This window comes from Saccharopolyspora sp. NPDC003752 (assembly GCF_053605825.1).
The window spans coordinates 1-13,259 of the sequence record NZ_JBSGJZ010000051.1 but is presented as its reverse complement, the minus strand read 5'-3'; the positions used below and the strand labels follow the sequence as shown (position 1 = coordinate 13,259).

Here is a 13,259-nt window from a genome sequence, read left to right as displayed (position 1 = left end):
GAGAGGTGAACGGACCGTTCGTCTCGATCTACGAGGCGAACAGGCCGTTCGCGTCAGCTGCTCGCGGGGGCCGCCGGTCCGGCGAGCAGGTCTTGCGGCGTGGTGCCGGTTTCGGTGAGGCCGAGGCCGAGTTCGGCCCGTTCGACCAGCCAGCGGCTGGGCCGGTAGCGCGGGTCGCCGGTGGCCGACTGCAGGGCGCGCAGCACCGCCAGCACGCGGCGCGGGCCGACGTGCTGTCCCCATTCCAGGGGACCTCGCGGGTAGCCGAGCGCGAGGCGCACTGCCGTGTCGATGTCGCCGGGCGTGGCGAGGCGTTGTTCAGCGATGAAGCAGCTGGTGTTCACGATCGACGCCAGCAGCCGCTGCGCGATCATGCCCGCGCCGTCGCGGACGACGGTCACCGCCCGGCCGGTCGCGGCCAGCGCCGCCCAGGCCGAGCGCGCGAGTGCCGGATCGGTCGCCGGGTGCACGGTCAGCGTGAACCGCTTCTCCGTGCTGAGCGGATCCACGCCGCACACCCGCGCCGGAGGCAACCCGGCCGAGAGCGCGGCGGTCGCGGCGCTGTGGCCGTACGGGGCGAGGAGGATGACGGCTGCTTCGGAGGGCTCGTCGCCGCGCTCCACCGGCACGCCCGCCGCGCCCAGCGCGTCGAGCAGCTCCGCGTTGTCCGACCAGATCGGGTGCGTCTCCGCCTGCGGCGCCTGCGGTTCGGGCGACTCCTGCTGCGCGCCGTCGGCGTAGGCGTAGAAGCCTTCGCCGACCTTGCGGCCGAGCAGCCCCGCTTCCAGCCGGGATCGGGTGATCGGCGACGGCCGCAGCCGGGGATCGCCGTAGTAGCCGGACCAGATGCTCTCCGTCGCCGGGTGCGTGACGTCCAGCGCGGTGAGGTCCATCAGCTCGAACGGGCCCATCCGCAGGCCCAGCACGTCGCGGCAGATCCGGTCGACGTCGGCGGGCGCGGCCAGGCCCTCGCCCAGGATCTGCAGCGCCTCGGTGATCAGCCCGCGGCCGGCGTGGTTGACCAGGAAGCCCGGCGTGTCGGTGGCCCGCACCGGCTGGTGGCCCAGCCGCCGGACCAGGTCGACGAGCGCGGCCGGGATCCACTCGGCGGTCCGGGCGCCGGGGATCACCTCGACCAGGCGCATCAGCGGGACGGGGTTGAAGAAGTGCAGGCCGGCCAGCCGGCCGGGGTCGGCGAGCGCGGTGGCGATCGAGGTCACCGACAGCGAGCTGGTGTTGGTGGCGAACACGGTGTGCGCCGGGCAGATCTTCTCCAGCTCGGCGAACAGCTCGCGCTTGGTCGGCAGGTCCTCGCGGACCGCCTCGATCACCAGGTCGCACCCGGTGGGCGCCAGCGGGCTGCCGACCGGCTGCAGCCGGGCCCGCGCCGCGGCGGCCTCGGTGCCGGTCATCCGGCCCTTGCCGGCGAGCTTGTCGAACATCTGCCCGATCTGGTCGACCGCGGCGGACACGGCCTCGGGGCGGGCGTCGGCGAGCTCCACGGTCAGCCCGGCGGCCGCGGCCAGCTGCGCGATGCCGCGCCCCATCACGCCGGTGCCGATCACCCGCACGGTGTTGACCTGCTGCGCCCACTGCATGGCCGACCTCCCAAGGTTTCCTCCGACGCACCATCGCACGGCTTGCCGATACCGTCCAATACTGAATTGCCCTGCCAGTAAGACGTGATCGAACATAATCGCCGAGCGTTTCCGCGCCCCGCGACGCTGTGCTACGAACGAAACGGCGGCGGAGCGGCCGCCCACCGGGACTCGAAGGAGCAAGCGATGCGCGAAGCGGTGATCTGCGAACCGCTGCGGACCCCGATCGGCCGGTTCGGCGGGGTGTTCAAGACCGTGCCGGCCGTGGAGCTGGCGGCGACGGTGATCGAGGCGCTGCTGGCGCGCACCGGGCTGCCCGGCGAGGCGGTCGACGAGGTGATCCTCGGCCAGTGCTACCCGAACTCCGACGCCCCGGCGATCGGCCGCGTCGCCGCGCTGGACGCGGGCCTGCCCGTCGAGGTCGGCGGCACCCAGGTGGACCGCCGCTGCGGTTCCGGCCTGCAGGCCGTGCTGGACGCCGCGATGCAGGTGCAGACCGGCGTCAGCGACGTGGTGCTGGCCGGCGGCGCGGAGAGCATGAGCAGCGCGCCGTTCTACACCACCGAGGCCCGGTGGGGAATCCGCGGCAGCGGGCTGGAACTGCACGACGCGCTGGCACGCGGCCGGGTGACCGCGGGCGGCAAGAACTTCCCGGTGCCGGGCGGGATGCTCGAAACGGCCGAAAACCTGCGCCGCGAATACGGAATCTCGCGCACCGAGCAGGACGAGCTGTCGGTCCGCTCGCAGCAGCGCGCCGGCGCCGCGCAGCAGGCCGGGCTCTTCGCCGACGAGATCGTGCCGGTGACGGTGCGCTCCCGCAAGGGAGACACCGTGGTCGACGTCGACGAGCACCCGCGTCCGGAGACCACAATGGACACCCTGTCGGCACTGAAGCCGGTGCTGGGCAAGGCCGATCCGGAGGCGACGGTCACCGCGGGCAACGCCAGCGGGCAGAACGACGCGGCCGCGGTGTGCGTGGTGACGACGCCGGAGCGCGCGGCCGAGCTCGGACTGCGGCCGCTGGTGCGGCTGGTGTCCTGGGCGCGGGCCGGGGTGCCGCCGCGCACGATGGGCATCGGACCGGTGCCGGCGACCGCGAAGGCCTTGCAGCGCGCCGGAATCGGGCTGGCCGACGTCGACCTGATCGAGCTCAACGAGGCGTTCGCCGCGCAGGTGCTGGCCTGCACCCGCGAGTGGGAGTTCAAGCCCGCCGACTTCGAGCGGCTCAACGTCAACGGTTCGGGGATCTCGCTGGGCCACCCGCTGGGCGCCACCGGCGGCCGCATCCTCGCGACGCTCTCGCGCGAGATGCACCGCCGCGAGGCCCGCTACGGCCTGGAAACGATGTGCATCGGTGGCGGCCAGGGCCTCGCCGCCGTCTTCGAACGCATCTGATCAAAGGCGACGGGCACCCGTGACGTGAACGGGTGCCCGCACCGCCAAGCAAAGCGAGCCTGGAAACAGGCTTCAGCTGTGGTGCACCGACGCCACCTCGTAGCGGAACGGCTCCGCGCCGGCGATCTCGCGCGCCGCCGACATGTGCTCATGGCACGCCGGGTCCGCCAGCATCTCCTGGAACGCCTGCACGCTCTCCCACTGCGCGCTCGCCAGATGCGCGGACAACCTCGGCGGCTGATGCGGCTACCGCACGATCGGCACGGCGGCGCCGGTGACGGTCACCCGCGGGTCCTCGGGGTCGATGTCGACGATGAGCTCACTGCGCCGCCCCATGTCCTGCCCCTGCACGATGGTGATCCGCTCCGGCTCGGAGACCTTCCCCAGGGTCCGGAGGTAGCCGCCGAAGGCGGCCGCCGCAGCGCCGGTCGCCGCGTCCTCGACCACGCCACCGATCGCGAACGGGTCGCGGGCGTGCACGACTCCCGCCTCGTCCTGCCAGAACAGGTGCACCGTGGTCCAGTCGTACTCGCGCATCAGGCCGGCGAGCGCGTCGAAGTCGTAGTCGAGATCGGCCAGGCGCTCGCGCGACCGAGCGGCGAGCACGAGGTGGTTGTTGCCGCCGAACGCGACGTGCGACGGCCAGGCCGGGTCGAGGTCGTCGGCCGACCAGCGCAGGGCCTCCAGGGCGCGGCCGAGCTCGTCGGCGGTCGCCGGCCGCGAGCGGGCGGGCACGCTGGTGAGGCTGGCGACGATCGATTCCCGCTCGTCGGTGCTCACCTCGATGGTGCCCGCGGGCGTTTCGAAGGTGATGTCGCCGATCCCGTCGCGCTCGGCCAGCGCGACGGCGGTGGCGACCGTGGCGTGACCGCAGAAGGCGACCTCGGCCAGCGGGCTGAAGAAGCGGAGCCGGTAGCGGCGCTCGGTGGCCTCCATCGGAGCGAGGAAGGCGGTTTCGGAGTAGCCGACGTCGGCGGCGATCCGCTGCATGGTGGCGTCGTCGAGCCCGCGGGCGTCGAGCACGACACCGGCCGGGTTGCCGCCGCTGGGGTCGGTGGTGAATGCGGAGAAGCGCTGCACATCGGTCATGCCAAGAACTCTGCCACCAGGTAGTTATCGCGTCCAACGATTGATTTCGATGGACCCTATTTCAAAACTCGATAGACTCCTACCCGTGGACACCCGCCTCCTGCAGACTTTCATGGCCCTGGCCCGCACCGGCAGCTTCACCGCCGCCGCGGCGGAACTGCACGTCGTCCAATCCACCGTCACCAGCCACATCAAAGCGCTGGAGGGCGAGCTCGACGTGCGGCTGTTCGACCGCCTCCCGCAGGGGGCACGCCTGACCGACGCGGGTCGGCGCGTCGCGACGCACGCCCGCGACCTGCTGGACGTCGAGCGGCGCCTGCACGACTCGGCCGGCAGCGGCGGCACCATCGGCGGCGAGGTCGTCATCGGGGCCACCGAATCGCTGTGCGCGTACCTGCTTCCGCAGGTGATCTCGGCGCTTGCCACGACGCACCCCGACATCCAGGTGCACCTGAAACCACTGAGCACCGCGAACGCGTTGCAAGGTCTGGGGCGCCCGGAAGGCGGCCTGGACATCGCGCTGCTGCTCGACGACGACGTCGCGACCGAGTACTCCGCGCGGACGATCGGCGGGCAGGCCATCGAGCTCGTCGCAGCTGCGGGGCACCCGGCCGCCGGTGGACACCACGACTGGCAGGACCTCGCGGCGTACCAGTACTTCCTGCTGGAGGAAGGCTGTTCCTACACGGACCGGTTCCTGCGCGATCTCACGTCGGCGTCGGCGGCGCGGCCGCGGATCACCCGCTTCGGCAGCATCGAAGCGGCCCGCTCCTGCGTGGCCGCCGGGCTCGGCCTGTCCGTGCTGCCCCGCCTCGCCGTCGTCGACCAGCTGACGAACGGGTCGCTGTGCCGCGTGAACGGCCCGGAACTGGCCGAAACCCCGCTGCACCTGGTGACGAACCAGCGCAGGTGGGCCTCCCCCGCCGTCACCACCACCGCGGAAGCCATCGCGCAGGCCGGGCGGCAATCCCGTTGACCGGCAAGGGGATCCGCTAGGCCGTCCCGGCAGCGGCCTCGATCTCGGCCAGGGCGAGCTCGAAGATGTGCTGCTGCTCCTCGGTCACCGGCACGTCCCCCTCGCCAGCCTCCTCGGCCGCCTCGATCCACCCGCGGATGATCACCTCGATGATGTCCGGCACCCCGGTGCCCAACAGCATCTCGATCAACGGCCAGGCGTGCATCCCGTGGGGAAACCGCGCCGCCCGGAAGTGGGTTCTGGCTTCCTGCCACGTCTTCCGCGCCGCCTCCGGGCCGTCGACGTGGGCCGCGTCGTGCAGCAGGCGGCACCAGCCGACGCCGATGAGGTCGGAACAGCCGCTGAAATCGGAGTCCCAGGGGGAGGTTTCCGCGACCTCGCGGAACAACGCGACCGCCGCGGCGCGATCGCCGGCGGCGTAGAGGTCGTTGGCCGGACCCAACTTCGCTTCCAGCCGCCCGCGCGGAGTCGCCCCGTGCTTGGCGACGTAGGCTTCCATCTCCTCGATGTACTCGCGCATGCCGTCCGCGGACGCCCGCAGGTGGTCGGAGTACCACCACAGCTCGGCGGTCTCGTCCTCGTCGGCGCCGCCGGCTTCGGCTGCCTGCAACAGCTCGACGGCCCGGTCGTTGTCCTCGTCCATCTCGTCCGGGTCCACGCAGTCTTCGAGCTCGTCCAGGCGGCCGTACGCGCCGGCGAGCGCCAGCACGCCTCGAACGTCCTCGGCCACGTCCCCGGCCGCCAGCAGCTCCTCCACGGCCGACGAGACGTGCCCCCAACCCGCTTCCTCGGCCAGTCCTCCGGAAGCGGTGAAGAACGCGGCGATTTCCGGCGGCAGCTGCCCGGAGCCGATCAGGGTGGTGACGCTGGCGGGAACCGACGGTAGGTCCATGCTCCTCCTTCGACGAAGTCGCCATCGTGCCAGGCCCACGCGCCCGGAGACCGGCGAAAGCGGGAAGTGGGCCCCGCCGCGTTCGGCGGGCCCACCCGCGGCTCTTGGCGTCGTCCGCGGCCACCGGGTCGGCCTGGGCGACCGGGATGAACAGCCGAGCAAGGGCTGTTACCTCCCCCACGTTCGTCCGCGGATGCCCGTTTGACGTGGGAAATCGCCGGGCGTGCGCCGGATCACCACTGTCGAAACAGGACGGTCGGCGGCCGCGACGGCGCCTCGTGGTTGCGCGATCCGGTAGCGTTGATCCGGCAGGGTGGACCACCGACGACGGGGTGAGTGCGATGTTCTGGACGATCATCGGGTGGATCGTGTTCGGGCTGATCGCGGGCTTCATCGCCCGTGCCGTGGTGCCGGGCAAGGACGACATCGGCCTGCTGATGACGATCGTGGTCGGCGTCGCCGGATCGGTCGTCGGCGGCTTCCTGTTCGGCCTGCTCACCGTCGGCTTCCGCGGCTTCCAGCCCGCCGGGTGGATCGGCTCGATCATCGGCGCCGTCATCGTCCTGGTCGTCTACAACAAGGTCACCGGGCGGAAGCGCCTCAACCGCTGACCCGGTCTCAGTCGTCGTAGGGATCGTCGTTGGCCGCGGTGCCGTACTCGCTGGCCTGGCTGGGGTCGACCAGCGCGAAGCGCGCCCCGGTCGGATCCCGCAGGACGGCCGCGCGGCCGAGGCTCGAATCGTAGGGATCGACCCGGACCCGGCCGCCCAGGGCGATCGCCCGGTGCACCACGTCGTCGGTTCCGACGGCTTCGTCGACGCCGAGGTAGAGCAGCCAGTGCGGCCGGGCCTGGGTGCTCATGAGCTCGCGGATCATGCTGACGCGGGCGAGCATCGACTCGTCGTCGAGGTACCAGACGGCGTACCCGGTGCGGTGTTCCGTGCCGAACTGCTCCGCGGTGTAGCCGAACAGCTCGCCGTAGAAGTGGTCCGCGGTCTGGGCCTTGATGGTCACCAGCTCCGCCCACACCAGGGTGCCCGGCAGGCCGACGTCGAACTGCCAGGCCTCGTCCGGCTCCAGCAGGCCGAATTCGTCGTCCGCGGGGCTGGACAGCACCAGCTTCACGCCCAGCTCCGGCACCCGGCTGCGCGGCACGATGATCCGCGCGCCCAGCCTCCCGGCAGCGGCGGCGGTGGCCGAGCTGTTGCCGGTGGAGAGGAACAACCGCCACTGCGAGCGGTCGTCGGCGGATTCGCGGATGCTCGCCACGGGGAAGCCCTCCTGCAGGGCGATCACGTGCAGCCCGGCCCGCGGATCGCGGTGCGTCTCGTACTCCCAGCCGAACAGCCCGGAGTAGAACTCGCAGGCCTTGTCGACGTTGGTGGTGATCAGTTCGATCCAGCACGGCGTCCCGGCGCGGAGGTCTTCGCGCGGCGCATCCGATCGGGTTCCCACGACAGGCCCACCCCCCAGTGGTCGGCTCATGATCATCAATCCCATTATCGCGCCGGTTCGCGCGGCAACGGGTCGACGAAGATCACGATCCGGCCAAGCAGCCGGAGAATTCGGACATCATGGGCCGAAACGCGTTGTCCCCGAACGACTCCCGTGGGGCCCGCGGTGCGCGGGCCCCACGAGCGGCGTTACGGGGCGACCGCGATGCGATCCGCCGGCGGCGGCGCCAGCCCGGCGTGCGCGCCCAGGTAGCCGACGAGCGCGTCGAGGTCCACCGGCCCACCTGCGATTTCCGTTCCCCCGGCGAACTCGGTGAACCCGTCCCCGCCGGAGGCGAGGAAGTTGTTCACCGACACCCGGTAGGGCGCGTTGGGGTCGACCTGCTTGCCCGCGATGGTGATGCCGGAGACTTTCGAACCGACGGGCGCGGACGCGGAGTAGGTGTAGTGCAGCGTCGAGGAGACCTGCAGGATCCGCGTCGCGTTCGGCTGCCACTGCTGTTCCAGGACGTTCTTCAGCTGCGCCCCGGTCAGCGTCATCGTCTGCATGACGTTGCCGAAGGGCTGCACCGCGTAGGTCTCGCCGTAGGTGACCACCCCGTCGCCCTCGCCCTCCGGCGAGGATGCGTGCACCAGGTCCGTCCTGATCCCGCCCGGGTTGGTGATCGCCACCTGCGCGCCGTTGCCGGTGGTGGCCTCCAGTTGCGCGTCGGCGAGCACGTCGCCGAGCGCGGACTCGCCGGAGGGCGCGGGCTCCCGCAACAGATCCGCGGTGATCGTGCCGACCTGGCGGTTCGCGATGGGCCTGGCCTTCCCGGCGGCCTCGTCGATCAGCTTCTGCGCGGCGGGGTCCGGCGGCACGTCGCGGGTGACGATCTCGTTGTGCGCCTTCGTCGCCGGTCGCACGACGTCCTTGGTGAGCCGGTCGATGGTCAGGTCCGCCACCGACAGCAGCCGGCCGTAGGAGCCGCCCTGCAGCACGGTGCGCGGGTTGCCCGCCGGGTCGTCGATCACGCAGTTGTACTGCTGGTGGCTGTGCCCGGTGAAGATCAGGTCGACCTTCGGCGAGGCGTTGGTGGCGATCTCCGTCGCCGGACCCGGCGTCACCCGGCAGTCGTCCGGGCCGCCTCCCTCGGTGTTGTCGCCCTGGTGCAGCAGCACGACCTGGGCCTTCACCCCGGCGCTGTCCAGCAGGTCCGCAGTGCGGTCGATGGCCTCGACCTCGTCGCCGAACTTCAGGCCCTTGATCGCCTCGGGCGTGACCATCGCCGGCAGGTCCTCCAGCGTCACGCCGATGATCCCGATCGGCACCCCGCCGACGCGTTCGACGCTGAACGGCGCCAGGGCGGGCCGGCCGTCGTCGAAGGCGACGTTCGCGCCGAGGTACGGGAAGTCCGCGCCGCCGTAGGAATCGCGGAACTGGCACCCGTCGGCCGGGTGGCAGCCGCCGGACTGGACGCGCTGGAGCTCAGGGTAGCCCTCGTCGAACTCGTGGTTGCCGACGACCGCCGCGGCGATCCCGATCTCGTTGAGGAACTCGACGGTCGGCTCGTCGTGGAACAGCGCCGAGTTCACCGGCGACGCGCCGATGTTGTCGCCCGCCGAAAGCACCAGCGAGTTGCTCTTCTCGGCGCGCAGCCGGGCGACGTGGGTGGCCAGGAACGCGGCGCCACCGGCATCGACCGTGCCGCCGTCGGGCAACGTCACCTTCCCGGACGAACCGGCCGGCGGCTCCAGGTTGCCGTGCAGGTCGTTGAACGCGATCAGCCGGACCTCGGTGGTGGGCTCCGGCTGGGCGTTCGCCGACACCGGCAACGCCGCGGCGACCAGCGCCGCCGTCCCGATCGCCGCGATGCGGCGGCCAACCCGATATCGTTTCACTGGCTTCCCTCCGGTTTCCTGCTCCTCCGGCGGCCGTCGTCCGGTCCGCCGGTCAGCGTTCCCGGTGCAGGCCCCTGCTGATGCCCGCCGCGACGGTCGTCGCCAACGTCCAGCCGACGGCCACGAGGATGACGGTCACCCACTGCGAAACGCCGCGGGCCTGCCACATGTCGTCCTGGCCGAGGGTCACCACCGGCAACATTTGGTCCAATGTGTACAGCAGCGGGTTCCACACCGGGTGGTCCTGCTCGTTGACCGGGATCAGCGGGTGGACGGCGAACCAGGCCGTGCCGGCGGTCGCGAACAGCAGCATCCAGGCCAGCGCCCGCAGCGGTCGGTAGCCGTAGCCGACGGTGATCCGCTGCAGCAGGCTCCACAACCGCACCGTCCACCGGAGCCCGGGCCGGGTGGTGGCGCTGGTCGCCGCGTAGCGGTGGCGCTGCTTCTCGATGAGCGCCGTGACGGCGTGCTCTTCCAGGCCGTTGGCCCGGAACACGTTCGCGAGCTGGTCGTACGGGCCCGGCTGGTAGGCGCCGCCGGAGGCGGCCCGCAGCCAGCCCAGCCGCTCCTGCACTCGGTCCTGGTCGGTGAGCTCGAAGGACTCGGAGAAGTTCTCGTAGCCGAAGTCCTCGAAGTCGAGCCCTCCCCTGGCCGACCAGAGCACGGCGTTGTCGGCGAGCAGCTCGCACCGCGCCTGCCGCAACGTGATCCGCCCCTGCGGCGCGCTGTGCGGGAGCAGCGTCAGCTCCTGCGTCACCACGCCGAAGGCGTTGAGCGCCGCCGGGGAGAAGCCGTCGCCGAGTTCGCAGCCCCAGAAGTTGAGGTGCCGGCCGATCGTGGCCCAGCGCAGCTCCACCGCGCCCTCCGCGCGGAACGTCCGCGAGCCCTCGGCGCACACCAGGTCGCGTTCGATCCGGGCCGCGCGCAGGTCCAGCGACGCCTTGTAGCCCTTGCGGTGCTGGTGCCAGGCGGGCTTGGTCAGCCGCGCCGACCGCAGGTCGACGTTCGCGCCGACCCGCACGCCCTGCAGCTGCAGCGACCCGATGATCTCGGCCTCGCGGCATTCCAGGTTGCTGCCCACCACCGCCCGGCTGGCCCGCAGGACGTCGGTGCGCGGCCCCACCAGCTTCGCGTTGTTGAACTGGATGCTGCCGTTGACCGTGACGTCGGTCATCCGGAACTGGCCTCGCACGACGACGTTGCGGGCGTCGAGGTTGCCGAAGATCTGCATGCCGTCGAGGTGCGCCGCGCGCAGCGGCTGCTCCACCGACGCGGCGGGCGGGCGCAGCCAGCGCAGATCGATCTGCGCGCCCGCCATCCGCAGGTTGCCGCCTACGGTGGCGCTGACCAGCCGGAGGGTTCCGCCGCTGCGGAAGTTCTGGTCGAACTGGATGTCACCGCGGATGTCGGCGCGGTCGGCGACCAGGGTGGCGGCCGGGTCGTCGTGCTGGGAGTCGCCGCGGCGCGGCGGCTGAACGCCCGGTTCGAGCTGCGCGTTCCGGAGCCGCAGATCACCGGCGATGCGCGCGCTCGGCAGCATGAGCCGGCCGGCCGCGGTGAACGCCCGGTCGGTGTTCCGGTCGACGTCGAACCGCAGCGAGCCGCCGATCTGGATGCCGGTGGCGTTGAGCGCGTTCCGGCCGCGGTTGCGCAGGGTTCCGCCGGAGAGCGTCAGGTTCCCGCCCACCTGCGCGCCGGGGATGCGGATCTCGCCCGCGACCTGCAGGCGGATGCCCAGCAGAGCGCCCGACACCTTGAGCCGGTCGCCGTAGATCGCGCGCCGCCCGGGATTGCGCAGCTCGCTGTCGTTGAGCAGCAGCGAGCCGCCGAGATCGGCGTCGGCCAGGTCCACGACGCCGATGCTCCGGCACCGGCGGAGCACGGTGTCGTTGCTGACCGAGAGGTTGCGCGCGTTGATCCCGGGGAACCGGCAGTTCCACATCACCAGCCCGGCCAGCCGTGCCTGCCGCAGGTCCGGGGCCGTCTCGAACCGGCAGCCGACGAACTCCAGCAGGTAGGGCAGGTCGGCGTTGCGCAGATCGACCCGGCCGGTGAACAGCGCGTTCTCGACCGCGATCACCAGCGGCTGGGCGCCGCGCCGGTTGAACAGCCGCCAGCCGCCCTCCTCCAGGGAGTCGATCAGCCGCTGGGTGAAGTACTCGCCGCGGATCACCCGCTCCGCGGGCGCGACCTGGCCGTTGCCCTCGCCCGGGGCGGGCTCGCCGGCGGGCTGCGCCGGCGCCCTGCTGGGCCTGAGCAGCTCGTCGAAGCGCCGCTCAGCGGCGGTCTGCGGTCCACCGTTGTCCCACGGTCTGCCCGGCACGGCGTGCTCTCCATCGCTGTCGAACCAAGTGATCCACACGCACCGTAGCCGATCGGACACCACGACAACGCGACTTTCGGACGGACGCCGCATCAGGTCCACAGTGGATCGCACGGATCGCTGAGATCAACATCACGACGGGCCGATCGGGGGCGTACCCCGATCCGGCGATCTGGAATGCTGCGGCCGCCGTAGAACGAAACGTCAGGGAGGACGCCGATGGGCATCATCAGCTGGATCGTGCTGGGACTGATCGCGGGCGGTATCGCCAAGGCCCTCATGCCGGGCCGGGACCCGGGCGGCTGCATCGTCACCATCCTGCTCGGCGTCGCGGGCGCCTTCGTGGGCGGCTGGGTCGGCAAGACCCTCTTCCACGTCGAGCTCGGCACGTTCTTCGACCTGCGCACCTGGGGCCTGGCGGTGCTGGGAGCACTGATCCTGCTCGTCGGCTACCGCCTGATCTTCGGCAAGCCCCGGAGCTGAGCCCCACCCGAACGCGGCGCCCGAGTGCACCAGTCCGCAATTTCCATTGAAATCGAAGGTTCGATTTCAATGGAAATTGCGGATCAGCCCAGGTTCACCTTCGGGTCGAAGGTGTTGCAGGCGTTCGGGTTCCCCGTCCGCAGGCCGGTGGTGAACCACTTCTCGCGCTGCGCCGAACTGCCGTGGGTGAACTTGCTCTCGTCGACCCGGCCGCCGCCGAGGCGCTGCTGGATGTAGTCGTCGCCGATGCGCCCGGCGGCGTCCAGGGCACGGCGGACGTCGTCCGCGGAGATATCCTGGATCAGCGGTTTCCCGGAGCGCGTGGGCACCGTCGTGGCGTGGTTTGCCCACACCCCGGCGTAGCAGTCGGCCTGCAGTTCCAGGCGCACCGCGCCCGAGGTCGGCCCGGTCTGCCGGGAATCGACCTTCGAGTTGGTGCCGAGCAGGTTCTGCACGTGGTGGCCGTACTCGTGGGCAAGCACGTAGGCCTCCACGAAACGCCCGCCCTGGGCGCCGAACCGCGTCTGGAGCTCCTTGAAGAAGTCCAGGTCGATGTAGACGTCCGCGTCGGCCGGGCAGTAGAACGGGCCGACGTCGGAGGTCGCGCCGCCGCAGGCGGTGTTCACCGCGCCGCGGAAGAACTTCGTCGGCGCGGCCTGGTACTTCCGGCCCGAGCTCTGGAACTGCTCGCCCCAGTAGCCCTGGATGGAGTTGATCGACGCGACCAGCGCGCACTCGTCCCGCCTGTTGGCGTCCGCACCGGTCCGGCATTCCCGCGCCAGGCGCTGGTCGTCCGCCTGCTGGCCGGCGGGCAGCTGGTCGAGGCTCAGCGGCAACTGCACCTGGCCACCGCCGCCGGTGAAGTTGCCGAGCAGGAAGTAGAGCACGATCCCCACGAGCGCCAGTCCCCCGCCGCCGACGGCGATGGTGCCGCCGCCGATCCCGCCGCCGGAACCACCGACGTCCTCGACCTGCGAGGCGTCCAGCTCCGCATCGTCGTTGAACCGCACTGCGCCCTCCCGGGACCTCCGCACCGACCGGCCGCGAAGCGGCCACGGACCAAGATATCCGGCCCACCCCGGCAGCCGAAAACGCGCACCACGGCGGGAAATCGCCGAGAGAGCGGACAATCCACACCAACCGCACATCCACACCCGCATCGCCCACC

The 13,259-nt window shown here is 71.4% G+C and carries 12 protein-coding genes; 4 read left to right on the top strand and 8 right to left on the bottom strand.

The features are described from left to right. Positions 1 to 53: 53 nt before the first annotated feature. Positions 54 to 1,598 (bottom strand): 3-hydroxyacyl-CoA dehydrogenase, encoded by a 1,545-nt coding sequence (locus ACWEV3_RS38220; protein WP_452618580.1) that lies wholly within the window; start codon positions 1,596 to 1,598, stop codon positions 54 to 56. A 186-nt stretch (positions 1,599 to 1,784) separates the two neighbouring features. On the opposite strand from ACWEV3_RS38220, the gene ACWEV3_RS38215 reads away from it, so the two are divergent. Next, the gene (locus ACWEV3_RS38215) at positions 1,785 to 2,993 is read left to right on the top strand and encodes an acetyl-CoA C-acetyltransferase (protein WP_358565852.1); all 1,209 of its coding nucleotides are present in this window, start codon (positions 1,785 to 1,787) and stop codon (positions 2,991 to 2,993) included. A 72-nt stretch (positions 2,994 to 3,065) separates the two neighbouring features. On the opposite strand, the gene ACWEV3_RS38210 is transcribed toward ACWEV3_RS38215, so the two are convergent. Together ACWEV3_RS38210 and ACWEV3_RS38205 are read right to left on the bottom strand one after the other, a co-directional pair. Then, entirely contained in the window at positions 3,066 to 3,221 is a 156-nt protein-coding gene (locus ACWEV3_RS38210) for a hypothetical protein (RefSeq protein ID WP_452618579.1), read from the bottom strand. Positions 3,222 to 3,239: 18 nt separating this feature from the next. After that, positions 3,240 to 4,082, bottom strand: a complete 843-nt coding sequence (locus tag ACWEV3_RS38205; RefSeq protein WP_452618578.1) for a PhzF family phenazine biosynthesis isomerase — start codon at positions 4,080 to 4,082, stop codon at positions 3,240 to 3,242. An 85-nt stretch (positions 4,083 to 4,167) separates the two neighbouring features. On the opposite strand from ACWEV3_RS38205, the gene ACWEV3_RS38200 reads away from it, so the two are divergent. Then, entirely contained in the window at positions 4,168 to 5,058 is an 891-nt protein-coding gene (locus ACWEV3_RS38200; RefSeq protein ID WP_452618577.1) for a LysR family transcriptional regulator, read from the top strand. A gap of 16 nt (positions 5,059 to 5,074) precedes the next feature. Here the strand turns inward: ACWEV3_RS38200 and ACWEV3_RS38195 are convergent, their stop codons facing one another. Beyond that, entirely contained in the window at positions 5,075 to 5,950 is an 876-nt protein-coding gene (locus ACWEV3_RS38195; RefSeq protein ID WP_452618576.1) for a hypothetical protein, read from the bottom strand. Positions 5,951 to 6,291: 341 nt separating this feature from the next. Here ACWEV3_RS38195 and ACWEV3_RS38190 point away from each other — a divergent pair, with 341 nt between their 5' ends. Further along, positions 6,292 to 6,561 (top strand): GlsB/YeaQ/YmgE family stress response membrane protein, encoded by a 270-nt coding sequence (locus ACWEV3_RS38190; RefSeq protein ID WP_358595726.1) that lies wholly within the window; start codon positions 6,292 to 6,294, stop codon positions 6,559 to 6,561. Positions 6,562 to 6,568: 7 nt separating this feature from the next. On the opposite strand, the gene ACWEV3_RS38185 is transcribed toward ACWEV3_RS38190, so the two are convergent. The 3 genes from ACWEV3_RS38185 to ACWEV3_RS38175 form a co-directional block, all read right to left on the bottom strand. After that, complete coding sequence (locus tag ACWEV3_RS38185) at positions 6,569 to 7,405, bottom strand: VOC family protein (RefSeq protein WP_452618575.1); 837 nt, start codon at positions 7,403 to 7,405, stop codon at positions 6,569 to 6,571. A gap of 188 nt (positions 7,406 to 7,593) precedes the next feature. Further along, entirely contained in the window at positions 7,594 to 9,258 is a 1,665-nt protein-coding gene (locus ACWEV3_RS38180; RefSeq protein WP_452618620.1) for a bifunctional metallophosphatase/5'-nucleotidase, read from the bottom strand. 79 nt (positions 9,259 to 9,337) lie between these two features. Then, positions 9,338 to 11,608: an oxidoreductase gene (locus ACWEV3_RS38175; protein WP_452618574.1), complete on the bottom strand. Its 2,271-nt coding sequence runs from the start codon at positions 11,606 to 11,608 to the stop codon at positions 9,338 to 9,340. A gap of 219 nt (positions 11,609 to 11,827) precedes the next feature. Here ACWEV3_RS38175 and ACWEV3_RS38170 point away from each other — a divergent pair, with 219 nt between their 5' ends. Next, a complete protein-coding gene (locus tag ACWEV3_RS38170; protein ID WP_132485082.1) occupies positions 11,828 to 12,091 on the top strand; it encodes a GlsB/YeaQ/YmgE family stress response membrane protein in 264 nt (87 codons plus the stop codon). 83 nt (positions 12,092 to 12,174) lie between these two features. Here the strand turns inward: ACWEV3_RS38170 and ypfJ are convergent, their stop codons facing one another. Then, positions 12,175 to 13,101: a KPN_02809 family neutral zinc metallopeptidase gene (gene ypfJ / locus ACWEV3_RS38165; protein WP_452618573.1), complete on the bottom strand. Its 927-nt coding sequence runs from the start codon at positions 13,099 to 13,101 to the stop codon at positions 12,175 to 12,177. Between the last annotated feature and the right edge of the window lie 158 nt (positions 13,102 to 13,259).